Below are 21,251 nucleotides of genomic sequence, written 5' to 3'. Positions count from 1 at the left end.
GGTATTCAATTGGAAATAAAATTGAATCGATTATATAGAGAGATAGCGGAAACGGTTCATGCCATGATTCCAGAAGAATGGGAGAAATTTTATTTTTATGCACAAATATCAGAAGCTGGAGGGGGAACTTACTTTTTCTATAACAACTTCAGAAATAAACAAAATTATAAGTATAGTGTAGAAATTCCTTTTAAATACGAAGTTAATGAAGAGGAGTTTGAAAGGAAAGAAGATTCTTTATATAAATTGAGTAAGGAATTAAGAGATGTTTTTAAAGATAATCAGCAAGAGCTTTGGTACTCTTTTACAATGTCTCTGGAACATAGTGGGGAATTTAACATGCATTTCGATTATACCAATTGGCTCGAAACAGAATATAGTTTTAGTGATCAAATGATTATTTGGAAACGTAAATACTTAGGTGAAGTACCAATTAATGAAAATGATAAAGCGCTAATTAATAAGTATGATAATGAATTTCCGAATAATCCTATTTGACTGAAAGGAAAGAAGAAATGGCTTTTATAAAAATCATGAATTTTAAAGCGTAAGTTGAATGAGAATATATATTCATAATGGAGGACGCTATTAATGGAAGTACACGGAATGGTTTCAATATGGTTCGGTAATATGCAAACGCAAGATCAGTTGGATACATATATAGATGTTACGTATGATGAAGAAGGAGACTCTATACCAGCAAGATTTTTTGTTGATTTTAATATTGATATGATTGATGTAGATGAAGATTTTATTGAAAAGGAAGTGTTAGAAGAAGCGAGTGATGACATTTCTATGTTATTAACGGGATGTTCATATGATGATAAAATACTTTCTCGAATTAAGGAAGTAGTTAAATTAAATAAATCCTATAATTCTATCGTTTTAATTTATAATTTTCAATATGACAATTCAGTAAGTAATTGTGAAGGTTTTAATTTTGTAACTGCTACAAGTTATCTATAGTTAGAAGTAAAGTACAGTAGAATAAAAATGATTTGTATAGTTTTTCCAATAAATATTTGGTATGATGGTGAATGGGAAAAATATACAAGTTGTTAGTTTTTCAAAAAAGGGGGATTGAATTGAAAAGAACACCTGAATTTGTATTAGGTTTAATTGGTGGCATTTTGGGAATTATTATTTCCATAATATTAATAGTTGTAGCGTTTAATATTATGGAAGGTGTTGATTACGAACTTTTAGCTTATTACTCTATTATTTTAACGGTTCAAATAGGATTGTTCATTTTATCGTGTTTAGTAAACAAGGTTAATAATAAAGTTTATGGAGTTTGTATGATTGTGATTCCTATAGTTATGTTGTTTATGTCATTATTCTTTTTACTTATTCCGACAATTTTACAAATTATATCTGGTTCATTTGCATTTAGGACATTAAAGTTAGAATCGAATGTAAGCTAAATATAATTATCAACGTCTGAATATTCGGTTTTTTAAACATTTTCGTTTGCAGTTCAAATTAACATAAAGTACAAAGTTGTACGCTTTAGGAGGAGAAATAGATGATTATTTGGTCTGGTTGGGGTTTTTTGGTCGCAATTATTGTAATTATTAATACTCTTTTGGGTAAGGCTATCTTTGGATCTATAACGGGGGACGCTACATATTTTCAAGACCATAGTTGGCCAATGGCGGTAATGTTTATTATATCAGGGGTTATGTCTTGGTATTTAGGTAAATATATTAATAAGCCAGATGGGAAAGTTTATATAGATGCCGAAACTGGTGAAAAAGTTATGTTTAACAAAAAGCACTCATTATTTTTTATAAAAATGGAATATTGGGGACCGATTCTAGGAATTATTGCGATTGTAACTTTAATTACAAGATAAAAAAAGAGGATGGGTATAGCAAGAGTAATCTATTCAAGTAGAAGGAGAAATCAGTCATGAATGCAAAGAAACTACTAGGGGTAGCAGTTCCGGTCATGTTGTTATTTGGTTGTGGAGTTTCTGAGAAAACGAACACTTCTAAACAGGAGAAAACGGAAGAGTCTAAAGTAAAAGAATCGAAGTCTAATAGTAAGAAAGAAAAAGTTTCAAAGGAAGACTATCCTAATAAAGTGTATAAATTAGGGGTAGAGTTTGATAAGTTGTTTGCGGAGCATAACAATATTACAAGAGAGGTTTTTGACGGTAAGAAAAAGAAATCAGATATAGTAGATAGTGTGAAAGAATTAAATAAAGTGTTAGATAAATTTGAGTCGATAGATCCCCCTACAGAGTATGTAAATCAACAAAAGGATTTTGAAAAAGCAATTGGTTATTTTAGAGAGTCTTTTTCTTTAATAAATGAAGTATTCACCCGAAAAGAAAAAAGAGAAAAAGGCGATAAGACTGATAAAGAGTTAATGGAGAAATCCGAAAAGTTAGTGAAAGAAGGAGATATTTACTGGCTTAAGGCATTCAAAGATCTTGAAGGGGATATTAAAATCGGTGACGGTACAGTATCTGTGAAAGATTTGAAAGAGTTAGATAAGAAAGCTGGAATTAATACGGATAACGTTATGAAGAATGTGAAAGATGGTACGGAATTAATCGGTAATTGGGGATTCAAAGGAACAGACGGTTTCATTATGTCACTTATTCTAAAAGGTGATAAGACATTTGAAACGTATGGTAAAGGTGAGTATCCAAATAAAAAGAATTATATTGAAGGCACTTGGGAATATGATAAGGAAGCTTTTACAATCTATTTACATCTCAATAAACGTTTAGTAGACGGTGTAGAAGATACAATTCAAAAAAAGAAAATAGCATATAAAGTTCAAGATTATGATGGGGAAAACTTGCAATTATTTAATGAGACGTCATTTCATACAATTAGGTATGTGAAGCAAAGTTAAAGTTATGGAGGACTAGGTTTAAATGGCCTGGTCCTTCATTAAAGAGTGGGTATGTAAATAATATGTTATCTTTCGTTCTGTTTAATTAGTATCATGTTATTCTTTAATAGAGTAATAAATGGAGTTTTGCATTAAATATATGAGGTTGGTTACAAATGATAAAAAAATTTACTAGATTAGTATTAATAGTGGTTATCCCAATCAGTCTTATTACAGGTTGTGGGGCTGCTGAAAAAACTGAAGCACAAAAGCCGAAAGCGGTACAAACGGAGAAAAAGGACTATATGGATTACTCATATGGTAGCAAAGGTATATTAGTAAGTGGCAAAGCGAAAGAACGGCAACAATACGAGATTGGATATATGGATGATAATAAATTAATTGGGATTGATGAAAATATTGAAGACTGCATTATTTTAGATAATAAAGATGAAGCAGGTCTCATTTGGAAACAAATAGAGCGAGGATCTATTATTGAAGTGCAATACGGTAAGGATCGCAATGATATCGTAGGCGTGCAATTCGTAGGAGATCGTGAGTCATATGAAATTAGTGATAAGTTTGATCGGAATACGATAAATGAGATTGTTGAAAACGTTAAAGGGAATTTGTAATAGATGTATTTCGATAGTATAGGATCTCTTATTATGAAATTGTATGCCAGTTATTTGTCTAAGTCTAAATTGATTATTTTGACGGTATTTGTAATTAGTTGTAAAATAATGTTTGTTGATGAATTTTATAAAAAGTATGTTAGATGAAATTCATCTGTAGGGATGACATATAAATATTTTCTTAATGGGTATAAAATAAGGTAATTTAAATATACGAATAAAAAGAAAATACATTAAAAGTACATAGTAGATTCATATTTTAAAAAATTAATGTGACAATAAAGGGAGGTTGAGATACATACACGGCGGGAATGTGTATGTATTTATTATAATAATGAATAAGACAATCAAACAACAAGTAATCGCACTATCAACAAGTCTAGTGATTTTAGGGAGCGTACCTTTATCAGCATCAGCAGAAGAGATCAACAAATCTCAAACTGATCAACTTAATATTGCCCAAGGAGAACACGGAACGAGCGGATTAAATTATTCTAATTTCAAGTTGGAAGTTCCTGATCATGTACAAATTAACGAAGCAGAAGTATCTGAAAATGAAAAAATGCTTTTAGAAGAATATAAGCATAAACATGATGAAACAGAAGAATTAAACAAAATGCAAGATGCTAAGAAGGGACAAGTAGCAGAAAAGGAAGCTATTTCAAACATTGAAAAGGCATTTGAATCTGTAGATGGTCGAAATGATGGATCTGATCGTCAAATGAAACCTGTTGCAAAGCCAAGAGGTATTCAATATAGTGCACAGAGTACGAAGAAATATGGAACACTTGCAGGAGTTCCATTTGTGGAGTGGATTGTTCCAGCAGGAAATCCTGATATTCGTCCTGCGAATCCGATGAAAGCACGTTACATTACAATCCATGAGACCGCAAATACAGCCGCTGGTGCTAATGCTGAAAATCATGCGAAATATTTATACAAGCAAGCAACTGAAGGCACTTTCCGAACAGCTTCATGGCATTTTACTGTAGATGATAAACAAATTTATCAACACTTACCAACAAACGAAAATGGTTGGCATGCAGGAGATGGAGATGGTTCAGGAAACAGGGAGTCTATCGGTATCGAGATTGCGGTTAACCAAGACGGTGATTACAATAAAGCGTTAGAAAATGCAAAACGACTTGCAGGTTATTTAATGAACAAAGAAGGAATTGGTGCAGATCATATATACACGCATCAACAATGGAGTGGGAAAAAATGTCCTGATATTTTAATTTCACGAGGTAATTGGGCTGGTTTCGTACAAGGAATTCAGTGGTATGCAAATATAAATGCGCACATTGATACGCCTTTACAAGATAAAAATGACTCATTTAATCCAAATGAAAATAATCCAGCTGAACCTAGCATGGAACTAGTGGTAAATGGTAGTGGCATCAATGTACGTAGTGATGCGGGCATTGAACATCGTGTTGTACGTAAAGCTTCAAACGGAGATCGTTACAAAGTATTAGCGGTTAAAAATGGTTGGTATAAAGTAGGTAATGGAGAATGGATTTTCTATGACCCAAGTTGGATTAAAATTAACTACAATGTACCAAAGGAAGAAGTACAAAAGCCTAAGGAAGAAGTACAAAAACCAAAAGATGATATTACAGGTGGCTGGTTTGAAGGGCATATTCGTAAATTAAACAGTCTAGGTATTATGCAAGGCGAAGGCAATGGTGTATTTGCTCCATATCGAAATGTAACGAGAGCGGAGTTTGCGAAATTAATCTCGAATGCTCTTAAACTACCAGAGGGAAATAAGTCATTTGTAGATATCAATGAGGCACATCCATCACTTCATGACGGTATTAAACGTTGTGCAAGTGCAGGAATTATTAATGGTCGTGGTGAAGGGATTTTTGATCCTAACTCACCAATTACTCGTGAAGAAGTATCTATTATGATTGACAAAGCATTACGATATAAAGGAATTACAGGTGAGTTAGTAGCATTACCATTTACAGATAAGCATTTAATAACATACAAAGAATCGGTTCAACGATTATACAGCTTAAAGGTAGTTAATGGTATTGGAAATAATGAGTTTGATCCTCGAGGCACAGCAACTCGTGGTCAGGCGGCTGCCTTTATTGTGAAGATGTTAGATTCAATGCAAAAATAAAAGGAAACTTTAATCAGTGAGGGCCACTCGCACTTACATCAAGCAGTTTATTCACCAAATTTTGAAATGAGAGTTTTACTGCCCGCAAATAGCAGAAGAAATTGTATGTAGAAGCTGACATTGGTAGAAGTAAAAAATAAGAAGAATTTGAAAGGAGCTATCCAAAATAATAATTTGGAATAGCTCCTATTTAGTAGGAAGAACAATTGTATGTGATAGATTGTAATGTAGAATGCCCTTCCAAGCCCCTCATAAGCCCCTACCAAGTAATAAATCACTAAGAAAAAACAAAAGCAAAAACAAAAACAACTACAAGAACAAAACAAGCGCGAAAAAATGAAACCGGTGTTGTAGTAGTAAAAAAATTGTAATTCGAATGCCAAAACCATTCCTGCATTCCTATCTTTATAATGAAGGATTAAAATTTTCCTATTTACTAGCAAAGAGTGGAGGGAAACATATGGCGGTATACCGTAATGTGCAGGTGAACTTTTGGCAAGATGAATTCATATTAGATTTAACGCCAGAGGAGCGTTATTTTTACATATATTTGTTAACTGGTACGAAAACGAAGCAATGTGGTATTTACATATTACCGAAGCGTGTGGCAGAGCTTGAAACAGGTTATAGTATGGAGACTGTTGAGAAGTTGCTAAACAGGTTTGTTGAGTATGGAAAGATTCTATATGATACGGAAACGAAAGAGGTATTCATAATAAATTGGTTACACTATAACCCTATTTCAAATACGAATGTGGAGAAGTGCGTATTACGTGAGTTAAAGACTATAAAAAGTAATGAGTTCATACATATATTTTTACGTAAATGCCTTGAAAAAGAATACAAGATTCCATTAGTACTGCAGCATTTTGGTATGCCAAAAGAAGAGGATAATAGTAGTTCACAAGTAGTTATTGAAGAGAAAGAAGAAGCGGAAGAGATAGAGGTGGAAACCATAGAAGAGGACGTTCCAAATAGTGAAGTTTATAAGTTTTATGAACAAAATATTAGTAGTTTATCCCCATATATTGTGAAGGAATTGAAGAATTGGATACAAAGACTTTCTGGAGAGAAAGTGTTAGAGGCACTTAAAATTGCGTTTGAAAATAATAAGAAAACGTTAGCTTATGTGAAGGGGATTTTGAGGAATTGGTGTAGCAAAAAGTTAAAGGATTTTAGTGGGGAGAAGTCTGTAATGGGAAGTTTAGAGAGAAGGAAATGTATGTTGAGTAGTGTATTTTAATTTACATTAATTTAATACAGAATGTACGTTCGTTTTTGTGGGTTTTATGCTATACTACCATTAAATAAGGGTATTTTTATAATAGATAAAAAGATGCGGGGGGTACAAAGTTTGACTACTAGTACATCTGAGTTGTTTCAATATATTAATATGAAAGAAGAACAGAAACAATTATCACAACGATATTTACAGACAAAAGAAGAAGAGATTTTAAAAAATATTCAACTAACGACAATTCGTGATCAAAAAAGAAGTGATTTTGCGGAGAGATTTATAAACGATTTTAGGAAAGTGCATAAACAAGATCCGGATTTTTTTCGATTATTTTACCATATACTCGAGGAGCAATTATTAAATGTTCTTGTAGTCCGTTTTGCGCATGTCAGTTTTTCTAAAATGAAGATTTATTTAGAAAAAAGTGCACTTCCTTTGGACAAACTTGTAGCAATCGCATGTAAATATTTATCCAGTATTTCAAGTTATGTAAATGAAGCAGATGTTTTTCTTAGAGAGTTAACAAAAGAGAGTCCGAACTATATAGAGGGACAATTACATACTTTACCAACTAAGCAACAATTAACATTACTTCTCATAATGTTTGATGTAGATTATGAAAAGTTTCGTACATATAGTTCTTTATTGAATGAAAGGTTAGAAGAACATACAGAATTTATATTAAAACTGCTAGGGGAAAAGGAAAAGGTTGAAGCAGTTAAACGGTATTTAAAAGATGAAGATGATAGTGAAGTATTTATAGGTGGGAATTTACCGGAACATATTTGGCGGCTATTATTTTGTGTTCATAAATATTCGAATGTTGCGAGGCGATATATTGAAATATTGGCGAAGAAAAATGTTTGGGGTTTTATAAACTATGCAACACGTTATATGTGTCACACTCTCGGTCAGTCTCAAAACTACAAAAAAACTGGTAGTGTAAATAGAGAAACATATGAAGAAATTCAAAGTTTTTGTACACAGTTTTGGATTTCTAAGGAAAGATTTTTTGCGCATCGTCTAAGACAACATGATTTAAATAGTGAGGATTTTTGTAAGACGTATGAATATGAATTGCTATGCTTTATGTTGGAGGAAGATCCTGAATGTATTCAACATACTTTGCAATATGTAAGTAAAATGAATTATCTCATCATCGCACGAACGTTAGCTGAAAAAGGATATGAGCTAAATATAGGGAAAATGCGAGAAGAATTTTTTGTTGCTGCTTTGCAAATAAAATTGTCTACAGTGCGGGATACATATCGTGATTATTTACAAGGGAAATTGTCACTTGAGGATATGAAGCAAATACTTAAAAATCCGAAATATAGGAGTATGTATTGGGGTATGCCGGTGTTAGAGGTTGCGCTTCTTTGGGATATAGATGATGTAGCGAAGAGGGAAGCTGTACTTACACTACAGTTTGGAGATGATGATAGTGTTAATTTATACGAACTTCTTTACGAATGTTCTGTCAGAGGAGTAGAACCGAAACAAGTATTAGAAGATCTGCTTTCGTATGGGTTAAGTAAGGAAAAGCTTATCGCTTATGCAGTTGAAGAAGCTGCATGCTACAGTGAAGAGAGAAATAAGGCGAAGGAAGCGCTTGTTTGTGTAATTGTAAAAGAACAAGCGTACATCATTGAAAGATTTGATGAGTATTCTGCTGTGGCCAAAGCATATATTTTAGAAGAGTTAGCAAAGGATAACATGATTAAAATGCGTCCAATTTTAATTAAAAGCTTAGGAGATTCATCTAAAAAAATGCGTGAGTCTGTAGTTAAACTGCTTTCAAAAGATGTGGAAGCTGCAGCAGATGTAGCAGTTGAACTTCATAATAAAAAGAAGATTGTTCGTGAAAATGTGATGAAAATACTAATAGAGTATAAGCTTGAAAAATATACGAAAATTGTACAGGAAGCTTTGCAAGAAAGTAAAAATGAATCTTTCGCAGGAAAATTCTCATTTTTATTCCAAACGGAGGAAGAAAAAATAGAAGAACTATGTGCACGTATTTTAACTGAACAAACAAGAAATTCACTTCTGCAATTGATTGGGGATGAGCCACAAATCCGTTTACGTGACTCTGATGAAATTGCTGATGCTGCAATTCCGTTAGCCTATTTACAACAGTATATTTCAGATGCTGTTATTGAGAAGAAAGAAACGGCAGAAGTAATTGGTAGAGCTTTAAATGAAGAGTACTTAAAAGAATGTGTGCAAACAATATATCAAATATGGATTTCTCAAGACGCAGATGTGAAGAAGCGTGGAATTCTTTCGTTATACGGAATGTATAGTGACGACAAAATGGTCGACATACTTATAAAGCAAATTGATGAATGGGTGCTTCAAATGAGAGGAAAGATAGCAGCGGATGCCGTTCGTGCTTTAGGTTTGTCTTCATCTAAGCTTGCACTTATGTCTATTCATGCAATAGCATTTAAATATAAACATAAGCAAGTACGTAATGCAGCAAAAGAAGCGCTAAGTCTTGCTGCGAAAACACGTGGTATAACAGAGGAAGAGCTGGAAGATCAATTGGTGCCGGACCTCGGCTTTACTATACAGGGTGAAAAGATAATTGATTTCGGGAATCGAAGTTTTACTGCCATTTTAACTACAGAGTCAAAAATTGAATTAGAGACAGAAGAAGGAAAACGTATGAAGTCACTTCCAAAGCCGAATGCAAAAGATGATGTAGAAAAGGCTAAAGAGGCTAAAAAAGAATTAGCCTCTTTAAAGAAGGAACTCCGAACTACTCTTTCAATGCAAAAACAACGATTAGAAGCGGCACTTTCGTTAAAGCGTTATTGGTCACATAATGCATGGAAATCTGTATTTATGGATAATCCAATTATGAAGCAATTTTCTATTTCACTCATTTGGGGTGAGTATAAGGAAGGGAAGTTGCTGAAGGCATTCCGTTATGCAGAAGGTGGCGTGTTCTGTACAATTGACGGGAAGAGTTATGAACTTTCATCTGGCACTGTTATTGGTTTCGTTCATCCGTTAGAATTGTCTGGGGCGGAGAAGGAATTATGGAAAGAGCAATTAGAAAGTGCGGGAATTGTTCAGCCGTTCCTACAAATTGAGCGTCCAGTGTTTGTAGTAGAAAAGAATGATGAGAGTGCTATTGAGAGATTTGGCGGTATTTTACTAAATGGTCGTTCGTTATTCGGTAAGATGACGAAGCTTGGATGGATCCGTGGGTCTGTTCAAGATGGCGGTGTATATTATACATTTTACAAAGAAGATACTCGTACCGGATTAGGCGTGCAATTGTCATTTAGCGGAGCTCCGATTGGTTATGAAGATGAAGAAGATGTATGTGTATTTGACATTCAATTTTATAAAGCAGGTACAGTGAAGCGTGGTTCATATGAATACGATGAGATTGATGATGAAAGACGCATTGTACCAAAAGAAGTAGATAAACGCTTCTTTAGTGAAATGTTATATAATGTCCAAGTAGCGACAGATTCAAATCTTGGGCATAATGAAAGTTGGCGTAGCGAACGATAAGAAAAACCCCCTTCATTGGTAGGAAAATGAAGGGGGTTTTTCAATGTCTTTAAAAGGTTCTTTCTCAAAAAGAAGCGAATAGTGTGAGAAAGGGGTGGTTATATGGAAGTCGTTATAAAGAAGAAACGAAAAAGGGGAAAAAGAATTTTTATTTGGGCTAGTAGTATCGTTCTTTTGTTAGTTATTTCCGCTGCGATTTTTTTGAACATATATACGCTGAAATCTATGCCAAAGATAGATGGAACGATAAAGCTAGAGGATTTACAACAGGCTGTTACGGTGAAGCGTGATAGTAAAGGTGTACCGCATATTAGATCGGAAACTGCACATGATTTATATTTTTCACAAGGATATGTGCAAGCGCAAGATCGTTTGTTTCAAATGGACTTAAGTAGAAGACAAGCGTCTGGTATGTTAAGTGAAGTTGTTGGGGAAGCAGCTGTTGACCGAGATAAATTGTTTCGAACACTCGGTTTACGGCGAGCGGCCGAAGCTTCAGTTAGTCAATATAATGGAGAAGCGAAAGATGCCCTGCAGTCATTTGCTGGTGGGGTGAACGCTTTTATACGTGAGGCGAAAAAGGAAAAGAAATTACCAGTTGAGTTTACTATATTAGGTTATGAACCTGCTGAGTGGTCAATTGTTGATACTTTAACGATTGGGAAGTATATGGCGTTTGACTTAGGAGGACATTGGCACGGACAGGCATTTCGATATTGGGCGCTGAAAAATCTTCCGAAAGAGCAAGCGAATGAGCTATTTCCTGCATATCCGAAAGATGCTCCTAGATTGCTAGCTGAACTGAAAAATACAAATGTGGACGTAGCACAAAGTTTTTCAAAAACGATAATTCCGCCGGAGTTTAACGGTAGTAATAACTGGGTTGTGAGCGGTGAGAAGAGTGCGTCAGGTAAGCCAATTTTAGCAGATGATCCTCATTTATCTCTTGCGACGCCTTCTATTTGGTATCAAACGAGACTTGAAATGAAAGGTTTAAATGTGAGTGGCGTTATTTTCGCTGGAGTACCAGGTGTTATATTAGGACACAATGACAAAATAGCGTGGGGTGTTACGAATACAGGGCCTGATGTGCAAGATTTATATATTGAGAAGAGAAATCCTAATAATGAAAATGAATTTCTGTATAACGATAAATGGGAGAAAGCTACCGTTGTAGACGAGTCTATTAAAGTAAAAGGCGGGAAGACAATTCCTTATAACGTTACGATTACGAGGCATGGACCAGTAATTTCAGAGTTTGCGGATAAGGGGAAGGAGAAAACGAAAACAGTATTCTCTTTAAAGTGGACAGCTTTAGAACCGTCAGCTGAGTTAAAAGCTGTATTAAATATGAACAAAGCAAAAGACTGGAATGAGTTTGAAACCGCTCTTCAAGATTTTCATACACCAACCCAAAACTTTGTGTTTGAATCAAACGACGGCACAATTGCTTATAAAGCGAATGGAAATATACCAGTGCGTAAAAAAGGTGATGGTAGCTTACCTGTTCCAGGATGGACAGATGAATATGAATGGGAAGGGTATATCCCGTTTGATCAACTTCCAAAAGTAATTAATCCAAAACAAGGGTTTATTTCAACTGCGAATAATAAAATTGTTGATGATGATTATCCGTATCATATTAGCAATACGTGGGCGCAGCCATATAGGCAAATGCGTATTCAAGAATTTTTGCAAGAGAAGGAAAAGTATACGGTGAAAGATTTAGAAGAGTTACAGATGGATCAAAAGAATTTATATGGGAAAGAGTTTACTCCTATATTTTTAAAAGAGTTAAATAAAGCATCTTTAAATGAGGTAGAGAAAGAAGGCGTAGACCAATTAACAAAGTGGAATTTTTACGATAGTAAAGATGAAGCGGCACCATTAATATTCCATTTGTTAATGAAAGAGATTTCAAATACGTTATTTTCAAAAGAAATACCGAAAGATGTACTGGAGTTATTTGAAGGGAAGTCACAAGTTGTTGATGAAATGATTCGAAAAGAAGTAGCGGGAGAAAATAGCGTTTGGTTTACGAAGTACGGAGGTTTCACAAAAGTTGTGCATACATCGTACGAGAATGTAATGAAGAAATTGCAGAAGGAATATGGACCCGATGTTGGAGAGTGGAAGTGGGGCGATTACCATCAACTCGCTTTTACACATCCCATTTCGAAATCATCGAGTATGTTAGCATTACTCGCTTTTAATCGTGAGAAGCCAGTTCCAATTGGTGGGAGCCAAGTTACCGTGCAAGCAGCGAGTTACGGCGAAAACGGCATTGTAAATCACGGGGCGTCTTGGAGATTCATTATTGATACGAAAGATATGTCAAACGGTTATCATATCGTAGGGCCAGGACAGTCGGGCCATTTTAGAAGCGATTGGTATCATGATCAAATAGATGATTGGGTAAATGGCACGTATCATACGACTACATTGAATACGGAGGGGATAGAGGGGAAGGTATTAACTTTGCAGCCGAAGTGATAGTAAGTTCTTATTTGCAGATGGCCCAGCTTTATGAGGTAATACTCCTTCGGCTAATGAAAGTTTTGCTTTATACAAGAGACTCTTACGATTGTAAGAGTCTCTTTATTATGATAATGGATAAAATATCCTTTTTGTAAAGAAGCGACAAGTTTTGACAAAATATTATACAGAGACTTGTTATAATACCTTTTGGAATATTATGTTTATTAAACGGAGGATGAAGTAGTGTACAACAAGGAAAATTTCTTAATAGTTGCAGTGAAATCGAATAGGGGGATTTAATATGAGCGTTAAAGTAATAAGGGCAACAGGGATGATGGGCGGAGCAGCAAGAGTTGCTGTAAAGGTAGATAACGAAGTAGTAATGAAACTTGAGAATAACGAAGAATATACGCTTCCTTTTGAATTAGATGAAGCGAATATTAAAGTAAAACAATTCTTTTTTGGAAGTAAAGAAAAGAAAGTAAAGGATGGCGATGTAGTAGAAATTAAGATAAATAGTATTGCCATGCTATTACTAATAGTGTCAATGATAGTTGTTTTATTCGGTTCGTCAATTGGTATAAATATTGTTGTTTTTGGTGTGATAGGAGCTTTAGTTACGTTAGTATACGGATTGAATAACTGGTTTCGTTTAGAGGTTAAATAATTATTGTATATATATTTATTTCAGTTGATTTACTATACATGGGATGAAAATATTTTTAAGTGGGAAATGGAGAGAATCAGTATGAAGAAAATGGTTGTAATATCTAGTTTGGCGCTAATAGTAGGTTTAACAACTGGTTGTAGCAGTGAAAAAACAAGTGGACCTAAAACAGTATCTGTAAAAAAAGAAAAAGAGTTAGTAGCGAAAGATATTTTTAAAAAAGCAGCTGACGGATTAAAACAAGAGGAATATCTTACATTGACATCTCTTATGTCAATGAAGGGGAGCGGCCAATCAGAAGAAATTAAAATGAAAATACAGATGGAGCCGAAACTGAAGAATTCTAGAGCTGAAATGAAAATAAGTGGTACAGATATTGTAACGTATGAAGTAGATGGAAAGGTCGCTGCTCAAGTGAAAAACCCTAATACAGGAGAGTTAGTTACGATACCTAATGATCAATTTAATGTAAATGATGTAATGGTCAGTAAAAATTTACTTAATGAGTTAGATTTACCAGAAGCTTTGGCTAAGAAAATGAAGGCAAAGAAAGATGGAGACACATATAAACTTACACTTGAATTAAAGGGAAAAGAAGCGGTAGATACGTTACAAAAAATCAATGGAGATATGAAAAAATTAACGGAAGGATTTAATATGGATGCGTTTAACATTGAATATATAATAACAAAAGATTATAAATTTGAAGAGATGCGAACAACTATAAAAGTGAGTGAAAGTAACTCAGATAAAAAAGCTAGTACAGATAAGGAAAAATTGGATGCAGTTGTGAGTATAAAGATTGATTCATATGAAAAGTTTGATTCAATTAAGTTACCAGAAGGGATTCAATAATTTCAATCGTAAAAGGATAAAAAGGGGCGGAAATCTGCTCCTTTTTTATTTTTCCTACTATTTTTAGAAGATTTATATGAATATAGTTGAACGGCACTTCATTTTTTTCTGGAATAAATGTGAAACGTTGTATAAAATAATCAAGAAAGCCAAAAATTATAGGGGGAAAGTTGTGAAGAAAAATAAGAGTTTAATAAGTTTTTTAGGAGTGTTTATTATGTTGTTTTCTTTTTGTTTTCAAGGAAATGTACAGGCAGATGTAAATACTGTTCAATCTGGAAAAATCAAATCAGGAAACGTAACAGTATGGGAAGTTGGAAATGTAGCGAAAGTATTAGCGGATGTGGAGCGCTTAAATTTAAATACAGTAAATGTACCGATTCAAGTAGATATCCCAAATGTGACTTCTACTAACATGGTAATTAATCAAGCGCAAAAGCAACAAGCTATTATTTTAATTCAAGAATTATTAAAGCGTAATATTCAAGTTATAGTGGAACCGTTCCCGTATATTCAGCAGGGGAATGTTGGAGAGACAGAATGGAACCCAAGTAACATTAATGATTTCTTCTGGAATTGGAAGACGGTTATTCTGCAAGATATTTTTAATTCCATTACAAGTAAATACAATGTGTATGGACTAAAGATTGCTTCTAATTTCGTGAATATGGAGTATGCAGAAGGATACTGGAGCGATACAATTGATTTTGTTCGTAATCAGTATAAAGGAAATGTTTTGTATCAAATGAACTGGTGGTTAACAGCAAGCTGGGACCCTTCTTATGAAGCGAAGTTTGAAGAGAAAATCAATCGCCCGTATTTAAAAAAGGTGGATATTGTTAGCATAGACAGTTGGTTTGAAGTTTCAGGAAAAAGAAATCCAACATATGAAGAAGTGAAGCAAAGTTTATTTGCGACAACAGTATATAATCGTGGGCAAAATGTTGTTCAGCAATTGGAACAATTACATAATGCAACAGGAAAGCCAGTTTACTTCGGTGGATTTAACGTTCCAGCACGTGAACTTGGATTACAAAATCCATGGAATCCAGATGTTTCAAATGTGTTTTCGAAAGATGTACAATTAAATGGATGGCGTGCTTACCGAGATGTATTAGAACCGAAACCATATTTTAAAGGTTTTTCAATTTGGTTTATTGGCTCTAATGATAGTACACATGCGTATCAAATACATAGTAAAGAAGCAGAGGCAGTTATTAGCGGGTGGTACCGAAAATAATTTTTATAAAATAGGTAAGTTTTAAAGTTTACTACATATATTTCTAGTGAAAGGCCTTTCACCATCTTATCACCTAGGGGGCAATCATAATGAAATTTTTGTCTTACCTTACAGTAATATTGGTGATTCTTGGCGGTTTGAATTGGTTATTGGTAGCGTTAGATTACAATGTAGTTGAGAAATGGTTTGGTTCTATGCCGGCGCTTGTGGACACTATTTATTGGCTCATTGGTCTTTCTGCTATTTATCAAATTTTTGATCGGTTCTTTACGAACGACTAGCTATTATTCTTTCATTATTAGAGTGTTAAGTACGATTATGTACTTAACACTTTTTTATATGTCCATAAAAAAGTCTGCACTTGCAAGCGATTCCATCGCGTCTTGCGCCCTAATAATAGAAAACAAATTGACCGTATATTATATTTTAGGTTATAATTCAGAAAGTTTAAAAATATCCAAATAAAAAATAGGGAGGTTATGAAGGTAATGGAGAGAGTCTATAATTTTTCAGCAGGACCATCAATACTCCCTTTGCCAGTTTTAGAGAAAGTGCAAAAGGAGCTATTAAATTATAACGGGACAGGCATGTCTATTATGGAAATGAGTCATCGATCTTCTTATTTTCAAAGTATTATAGAGGAAGCGAGTAACTTACTTCGTGAATTAATGAGCATCCCTGATGAGTATGAAGTTTTATTTTTACAAGGCGGTGCGTCATTACAATTCTCTATGATACCACTGAACTTAATGAATACGTATAAAAAAGCTGGATACGTACTAACTGGCTCATGGTCTAAAAAGGCACTGCAAGAAGCCGAAAAAGTTGGGGAAGTACAAGTGATTGCTTCTTCCGAGCAAGAGAAGTTTACTACGATTCCTAAACTGGACGGTTTACTAAGCGATGAAAAACTAGATTATGTACATATTACAACGAATAATACAATTGAAGGGACAAAATATGTGGGAATTCCACATGTAGAAAGAGTGCCGCTCGTTGCGGATATGTCTTCAAATATTTTGTCAGAACAATATGATGTTTCGAAGTTTGGTCTTATATATGCGGGGGCGCAAAAGAATTTAGGACCTGCGGGCTTAACAATTGCGATTATAAAAAGAGATTTAATCGGGGGAGCAGATCGCTCTTGTCCGACAATGTTAAATTATGAAACTTACAGTAAAAATAACTCCTTATATAATACACCGCCATCCTTTAGTATTTACGTAACAAAACTTGTACTAGAGTGGTTGAAAGAGCAAGGCGGAGTATCTGCGATTGAAGAACAAAATAGAATGAAATCTTCACTTATTTATCATTTTTTAGATGAATCTAAATTGTTTACTTCACCAGTTGATCCTGCGTATCGATCACTTATGAACATTCCGTTTACAACACCGTCAGAAGAACTTAACAATGAGTTTTTACAAAAAGCGAAGGAACGCGGCCTTGTTACGTTAAAAGGACATCGATCAGTCGGTGGTATGCGCGCTAGTATTTACAATGCGATGCCAGTACAAGGCGTACAGCAATTAGTAAATTATATGAAGGAATTTGAGCTTGAGAATAGATAGGGAGATGGGGATATGTTTCGTGTTCAAACGTTAAATCAAATTGCAGAAAAAGGTTTGCAAGTTTTTACTGAAGAACGTTATGAAGTAGGAGATAGAATCAATCATCCAGATGGAATTTTGCTTCGTAGCTACTCTTTACATCAAGAAGAGTTTTCAAAAGACTTAAAGGCGATTGCAAGAGCTGGCGCTGGTGTAAATAATATTCCTGTCGAGCGATGTACAGAAAAAGGAATTGTAGTATTTAACACGCCGGGGGCAAATGCAAACGCTGTAAAGGAACTCATTATTGCCAGTCTTATTATGTCTTCACGTAACATTATTAATGGTGTAAGTTGGACGAAAAACTTAGAGGGTGAAGAAGTACCACAGCTTGTTGAATCAGGAAAAAAACAATTTGTTGGATCAGAAATTGCAGGGAAACGTCTAGGTGTTATCGGACTTGGCGCAATCGGTGCTTTAGTTGCGAACGATGCGTTAGCGTTAGGGATGGATGTTATCGGATATGATCCTTATATTTCAGTTGAAACAGCTTGGCGTCTTTCTACACATGTGCAAAGAGCATTTAGCCTTGATGAAATTTTTGCAACGTGTGATTATATTACACTGCATATTCCTCTTACGAATCAAACGAAGGGGATTATTGGGGAACACGCTGTAGAGAAGATGAAAAGAGGGATGCGTCTATTTAATTTCTCTAGAGGAGAACTTGTAGATGAAAAGGTTCTTCAAAAGGCATTAGAAGAAGATATTATTACACATTACGTAACGGACTTCCCAAATGAAAATGTAATAAAGATGAAAAATGTAACAGCGACGCCTCACCTTGGCGCATCTACGTCTGAATCAGAAGAAAATTGTGCAGTAATGGCAGCACGTCAATTACGTGAATATTTAGAGACAGGAAATATTCGTAATTCAGTAAACTATCCAAACGTAGAATTGCCGTATATCGGAAAGAAACGAATTACAATTATGCATCAAAACGTCCCGAATATGGTAGGGCAAATTACAGGATGCTTAGCGGAACATCATATTAATATTGCCGATATGATTAATCGTAGTAAACATTCTTGGGCATACACAATGATTGATATCGATAACGGAATTGATGATATAATAAAAGAGAATATTGTAGAAAATATAAGCAAAATTACAGGTGTTGTAGCCGTTCGAATGATTGTGTAAAGGAGAGAGGAATGTGGCAAAAATACGACCGTTTCGGGCCATTCGTCCAGTAGAGGAAAAAGCGGCACAAGTGGCAGCTTTACCGTATGACGTATTAAATAGTGAAGAGGCAAGGGAAGTTGTAAAAGGGAATCCATATTCTTTCTTGCATGTTGATAAAGCAGAAATTGATTTAGATCCTGAACTGTCACCGTATGATGATCGCGTGTATGAAAAAGCGGGTGACAATTTAAAGCAATTTATACGAGAAGAAGTGTTCATACAAGATGAAGAGCCAGCGCTATATATTTATGAACTGACGATGCAAGGAAGAATGCAGTCAGGTCTTGTTGTTTGTACATCTATTGATGAGTATGAAGATGATACAATTAAAAAACATGAAAGAACACGTCATGAAAAAGAGCTAGATCGTATTCGCCACGTAGATGTGTGTGACGCCAATACAGGTCCGATCTTTTTAACGTACCGTACAAAAGATGAAGTAAAGCATTTAATTAGAAGCTGGAAAGAAGAGCATGCGCCAATTTATACATTTACAGCAGAAGACGGTGTTAAGCATGTTGCGTGGAAGATTGCAGATGGAGATGTAATTACGGCTTTAGTAAACGCATTTGAAGATATTTCTAATCTTTATATTGCAGATGGGCATCACCGTTCTGCATCAGCTGCAAAAGTAGGACTTATGCGAAGAGAACAATATCCAAATTACACAGGAGAAGAGGAATTTAATTTCTTCTTATCGGTTCTATTCCCTCATGATGAATTATCGATTTGGGACTATAACCGAGTTGTGAAAGATTTAAATGGCTTATCAGAGGAACAGTTTTTAAATCAAATTACGCAGTACTTTTATGTAGAAGAAGCACCTGTTTCTCCGTATAAACCAAATGAGCCAAAAACATTTGGTATGTATGTAAATGAGAAGTGGTATAAGCTTACTGTGAAAGAAGAAACATTTGATGCGAATGATCTTGTTAGAGGTTTAGATGTATCTATCCTGCAAGATCATTTATTAAGCCAAGTACTTGAAATACATGATCCGCGTTCTGATTCACGCATTGATTTTGTTGGCGGAATACGGGGGCTAGAAGAACTAGAACGCCTTGTGAACAGCGGCGAATACAAAGCAGCATTCGCATTATATCCGACATCTATGGAAGATTTATTAGCAATCGCAGATGCCGGAGAAGTCATGCCGCCGAAATCAACGTGGTTTGAACCGAAACTGCGTAGTGGGTTGTTTGTTCATTCTTTAAAGTAAATATTGATTTCTATAGTTTTGAAAAACCGAAATGATTTTAGTTTCGGTTTTTCTTATTTTGGCTCAGTAAACGTTTAATGTTGATTTTAATGTTAAGATTGAAATATGTAACAACAGGTCGCTACAAAAAATGGAGGAAATACGATGAAAATGCAGCTGCAAAAAAGTTTTTATGTTGAATTGAAAAATGCAATTCGTTGTCATTATAACGAACTTTTAACAAGATGCGGTGTTGACACAATATACGGGTACTCCATATTAACAGACGATTGTGTCAATAGCATTGGACCAGTGGCAAATAAAGAAAGACTAATCAAAGTTAATAAATCGGACCCTTTATACAATTATTATAGATACGGAGCTGTTGAGTGGAGCGAATGGGACGATTTTGGAATGTTTGATGAAGTGAACAAAATTATTAAGAAATATCATAATATCGTCGAAGATGACTTTAACATACGAGTACATACACTGTTGAAAGAAACGTTAAATGTGTTAATGGAACTTGAATCAGAAGGGTTGTTTGGAGATAGAGATGATAATCGATTTATTGTCATTTGTGTAACTGATTCATCGAACGAAATCATGATTGAATCAGCTCGATTGCTTAATACATTAAAGACATACGAAGAATATGCTTCAGAATTTGCATAAGAATGAACATAAGTAAAACTGCGCTCTATAAGAGGCGATTTTCATTTAATAGAAAGTCACCAATTAATAGTAACCATTCGTTGTGACGTAACCATTGAACAATTAGAACCTGATGAAAAAACGTCCAAAGATAATTAAAATGTTTATATGTATGAATCAACTTGGAAAAGAAGTAATGCAGGGGAGCTTTTCAGGCATTATTCTTTGATTGGTAGGAAAAGTAATGAATAAGTGGGCCCCCGCTGCCTCTCAGGCTTAGAGTTTTAATTCCCCTCATAACGAAAATTTGATGTATCGTTGAATACTGATAATAAGACGTTATGTAATATACTCTGTTCTTTTCTTAACTATTAGAAAATAGGTGATGGATAAACTCGTCAACAAAAAGGACATTCCTAGTATTACAAGAAATGTCCTTTCCACTAAATTATAAGGTATTTTGCTGAAATTCAAACTCTAAAATTAGTTTACTAGTTTGACCTGTAAACTGATAATTATAGGATCCTCTCAGGTTTTCTAAGTTACCGGTAGCTTTAATAATTGTTCCTGGGGAATCTAAATTTCCTTTATCAAATATTCCTTGCTCTATAGCTGTAAATGTCCCTTGTTGCCCCTTATAAATTCCTTCAAAGTGTAAAAAACCAGAAATTTTAGCAGTAGCCAAGTGACCATCATTTATATTTGAGTCCAAATAATATAATAAGTATTCAACAAAAGCTTTTCCTTGTAATTCCCCATCGATATCATATTCAACATGAGCAATATTAATAGGGAAATCTTTTTTATTATCATCGATTGGTTTTTCATCCCACTTACTTACTGTAAATGTTACCTCCATACACGTAAATCCCCCTCGTATATTAATATTTAAGCCCTATCTCAGGCTTAGTTTTACTCTCTAATAAGAGTCCAGTAATAAAGAAAATACTTGGACGTCTCAAGATATTTCTAGATAA

General features: G+C 34.6%; 19 protein-coding genes. 18 read left to right on the top strand and 1 reads right to left on the bottom strand.

Annotated features, from left to right (window positions below; genetic code table 11):
• Nucleotides 1-9: 9 nt before the first annotated feature.
• The 18 genes from MR168_RS21115 to MR168_RS21030 all read left to right on the top strand — a co-directional run bounded on the left by MR168_RS21115 (nt 10) and on the right by MR168_RS21030 (nt 20,295).
• Nucleotides 10-498: an antitoxin YezG family protein gene (locus MR168_RS21115; RefSeq protein ID WP_000403544.1), complete on the top strand. Its 489-nt coding sequence runs from the start codon at nt 10-12 to the stop codon at nt 496-498.
• A gap of 93 nt (nt 499-591) precedes the next feature.
• Complete coding sequence (locus tag MR168_RS21110) at nt 592-966, top strand: immunity 22 family protein (RefSeq protein WP_000451794.1); 375 nt, start codon at nt 592-594, stop codon at nt 964-966.
• A gap of 119 nt (nt 967-1,085) precedes the next feature.
• Entirely contained in the window at nt 1,086-1,424 is a 339-nt protein-coding gene (locus MR168_RS21105; RefSeq protein WP_000831724.1) for a DUF4064 domain-containing protein, read from the top strand.
• A 101-nt stretch (nt 1,425-1,525) separates the two neighbouring features.
• Entirely contained in the window at nt 1,526-1,855 is a 330-nt protein-coding gene (locus MR168_RS21100; RefSeq protein WP_086411558.1) for a hypothetical protein, read from the top strand.
• A 56-nt stretch (nt 1,856-1,911) separates the two neighbouring features.
• The gene (locus tag MR168_RS21095) at nt 1,912-2,868 is read left to right on the top strand and encodes a DUF3994 domain-containing protein (RefSeq protein WP_078384798.1); all 957 of its coding nucleotides are present in this window, start codon (nt 1,912-1,914) and stop codon (nt 2,866-2,868) included.
• 155 nt (nt 2,869-3,023) lie between these two features.
• Complete coding sequence (locus MR168_RS21090; protein WP_000591634.1) at nt 3,024-3,482, top strand: hypothetical protein; 459 nt, start codon at nt 3,024-3,026, stop codon at nt 3,480-3,482.
• Between the two features lie 334 nt (nt 3,483-3,816).
• The gene (locus tag MR168_RS21085; protein ID WP_103597421.1) at nt 3,817-5,616 is read left to right on the top strand and encodes an S-layer homology domain-containing protein; all 1,800 of its coding nucleotides are present in this window, start codon (nt 3,817-3,819) and stop codon (nt 5,614-5,616) included.
• Nucleotides 5,617-6,076: 460 nt separating this feature from the next.
• Nucleotides 6,077-6,859 (top strand): DnaD domain-containing protein, encoded by a 783-nt coding sequence (locus tag MR168_RS21080; protein ID WP_086411559.1) that lies wholly within the window; start codon nt 6,077-6,079, stop codon nt 6,857-6,859.
• A gap of 111 nt (nt 6,860-6,970) precedes the next feature.
• On the top strand, nt 6,971-10,384 hold the full coding sequence (locus MR168_RS21075; protein WP_086411560.1) for a DUF4132 domain-containing protein: 3,414 nt from the start codon (nt 6,971-6,973) through the stop codon (nt 10,382-10,384).
• A gap of 102 nt (nt 10,385-10,486) precedes the next feature.
• Nucleotides 10,487-12,877, top strand: coding sequence for a penicillin acylase family protein (locus tag MR168_RS21070; protein WP_086411561.1), 2,391 nt, complete (start codon nt 10,487-10,489; stop codon nt 12,875-12,877).
• 286 nt (nt 12,878-13,163) lie between these two features.
• Nucleotides 13,164-13,529: a hypothetical protein gene (locus tag MR168_RS21065; protein ID WP_000114230.1), complete on the top strand. Its 366-nt coding sequence runs from the start codon at nt 13,164-13,166 to the stop codon at nt 13,527-13,529.
• Nucleotides 13,530-13,610: 81 nt separating this feature from the next.
• Entirely contained in the window at nt 13,611-14,384 is a 774-nt protein-coding gene (locus tag MR168_RS21060) for a DUF6612 family protein (RefSeq protein WP_242291472.1), read from the top strand.
• Between the two features lie 172 nt (nt 14,385-14,556).
• Nucleotides 14,557-15,624 carry a glycoside hydrolase family 113 gene (locus tag MR168_RS21055; protein ID WP_000739762.1) on the top strand — a complete coding sequence of 356 codons (1,068 nt, stop codon included), beginning with the start codon at nt 14,557-14,559 and terminating at the stop codon, nt 15,622-15,624.
• Nucleotides 15,625-15,713: 89 nt separating this feature from the next.
• On the top strand, nt 15,714-15,905 hold the full coding sequence (locus MR168_RS21050) for a DUF378 domain-containing protein (RefSeq protein WP_000670805.1): 192 nt from the start codon (nt 15,714-15,716) through the stop codon (nt 15,903-15,905).
• A 207-nt stretch (nt 15,906-16,112) separates the two neighbouring features.
• Nucleotides 16,113-17,195 carry a 3-phosphoserine/phosphohydroxythreonine transaminase gene (serC, locus tag MR168_RS21045; RefSeq protein ID WP_044307393.1) on the top strand — a complete coding sequence of 361 codons (1,083 nt, stop codon included), beginning with the start codon at nt 16,113-16,115 and terminating at the stop codon, nt 17,193-17,195.
• Nucleotides 17,196-17,207: 12 nt separating this feature from the next.
• The gene (locus tag MR168_RS21040) at nt 17,208-18,380 is read left to right on the top strand and encodes a 3-phosphoglycerate dehydrogenase family protein (RefSeq protein WP_000490228.1); all 1,173 of its coding nucleotides are present in this window, start codon (nt 17,208-17,210) and stop codon (nt 18,378-18,380) included.
• 13 nt (nt 18,381-18,393) lie between these two features.
• Entirely contained in the window at nt 18,394-19,641 is a 1,248-nt protein-coding gene (locus MR168_RS21035; RefSeq protein WP_086411563.1) for a DUF1015 domain-containing protein, read from the top strand.
• Nucleotides 19,642-19,785: 144 nt separating this feature from the next.
• The gene (locus MR168_RS21030; protein WP_000783832.1) at nt 19,786-20,295 is read left to right on the top strand and encodes a DUF4303 domain-containing protein; all 510 of its coding nucleotides are present in this window, start codon (nt 19,786-19,788) and stop codon (nt 20,293-20,295) included.
• A gap of 427 nt (nt 20,296-20,722) precedes the next feature.
• Here the strand turns inward: MR168_RS21030 and MR168_RS21025 are convergent, their stop codons facing one another.
• Nucleotides 20,723-21,133, bottom strand: coding sequence for a DUF3224 domain-containing protein (locus tag MR168_RS21025; RefSeq protein ID WP_000454094.1), 411 nt, complete (start codon nt 21,131-21,133; stop codon nt 20,723-20,725).
• Nucleotides 21,134-21,251: the final 118 nt, after the last annotated feature.

Origin of the sequence: Bacillus cereus group sp. BfR-BA-01356, from assembly GCF_022663635.1 — a bacterium.
GTDB lineage: Bacteria > Bacillota > Bacilli > Bacillales > Bacillaceae_G > Bacillus_A > Bacillus_A cereus.
This window is presented reverse-complemented; position numbering and strand designations above follow the sequence as displayed.

What these genes read in the sequence shown, in the direction of transcription:
- MR168_RS21050 (WP_000670805.1), top strand. Translation starts at nt 15,714, where the DNA reads ATGAAATTTTTGTCTTACCTTACAGTAATATTGGTGATTCTTGGCGGT.
- MR168_RS21025 (WP_000454094.1), bottom strand. Translation starts at nt 21,133, where the DNA reads ATGGAGGTAACATTTACAGTAAGTAAGTGGGATGAAAAACCAATCGAT.
- MR168_RS21040 (WP_000490228.1), top strand. Translation starts at nt 17,208, where the DNA reads ATGTTTCGTGTTCAAACGTTAAATCAAATTGCAGAAAAAGGTTTGCAA.
- MR168_RS21030 (WP_000783832.1), top strand. Translation starts at nt 19,786, where the DNA reads ATGAAAATGCAGCTGCAAAAAAGTTTTTATGTTGAATTGAAAAATGCA.
- MR168_RS21065 (WP_000114230.1), top strand. Translation starts at nt 13,164, where the DNA reads ATGAGCGTTAAAGTAATAAGGGCAACAGGGATGATGGGCGGAGCAGCA.
- MR168_RS21080 (WP_086411559.1), top strand. Translation starts at nt 6,077, where the DNA reads ATGGCGGTATACCGTAATGTGCAGGTGAACTTTTGGCAAGATGAATTC.
- MR168_RS21060 (WP_242291472.1), top strand. Translation starts at nt 13,611, where the DNA reads ATGAAGAAAATGGTTGTAATATCTAGTTTGGCGCTAATAGTAGGTTTA.
- serC (WP_044307393.1), top strand. Translation starts at nt 16,113, where the DNA reads ATGGAGAGAGTCTATAATTTTTCAGCAGGACCATCAATACTCCCTTTG.
- MR168_RS21095 (WP_078384798.1), top strand. Translation starts at nt 1,912, where the DNA reads ATGAATGCAAAGAAACTACTAGGGGTAGCAGTTCCGGTCATGTTGTTA.
- MR168_RS21100 (WP_086411558.1), top strand. Translation starts at nt 1,526, where the DNA reads ATGATTATTTGGTCTGGTTGGGGTTTTTTGGTCGCAATTATTGTAATT.
- MR168_RS21085 (WP_103597421.1), top strand. Translation starts at nt 3,817, where the DNA reads ATGAATAAGACAATCAAACAACAAGTAATCGCACTATCAACAAGTCTA.
- MR168_RS21110 (WP_000451794.1), top strand. Translation starts at nt 592, where the DNA reads ATGGAAGTACACGGAATGGTTTCAATATGGTTCGGTAATATGCAAACG.
- MR168_RS21070 (WP_086411561.1), top strand. Translation starts at nt 10,487, where the DNA reads ATGGAAGTCGTTATAAAGAAGAAACGAAAAAGGGGAAAAAGAATTTTT.
- MR168_RS21090 (WP_000591634.1), top strand. Translation starts at nt 3,024, where the DNA reads ATGATAAAAAAATTTACTAGATTAGTATTAATAGTGGTTATCCCAATC.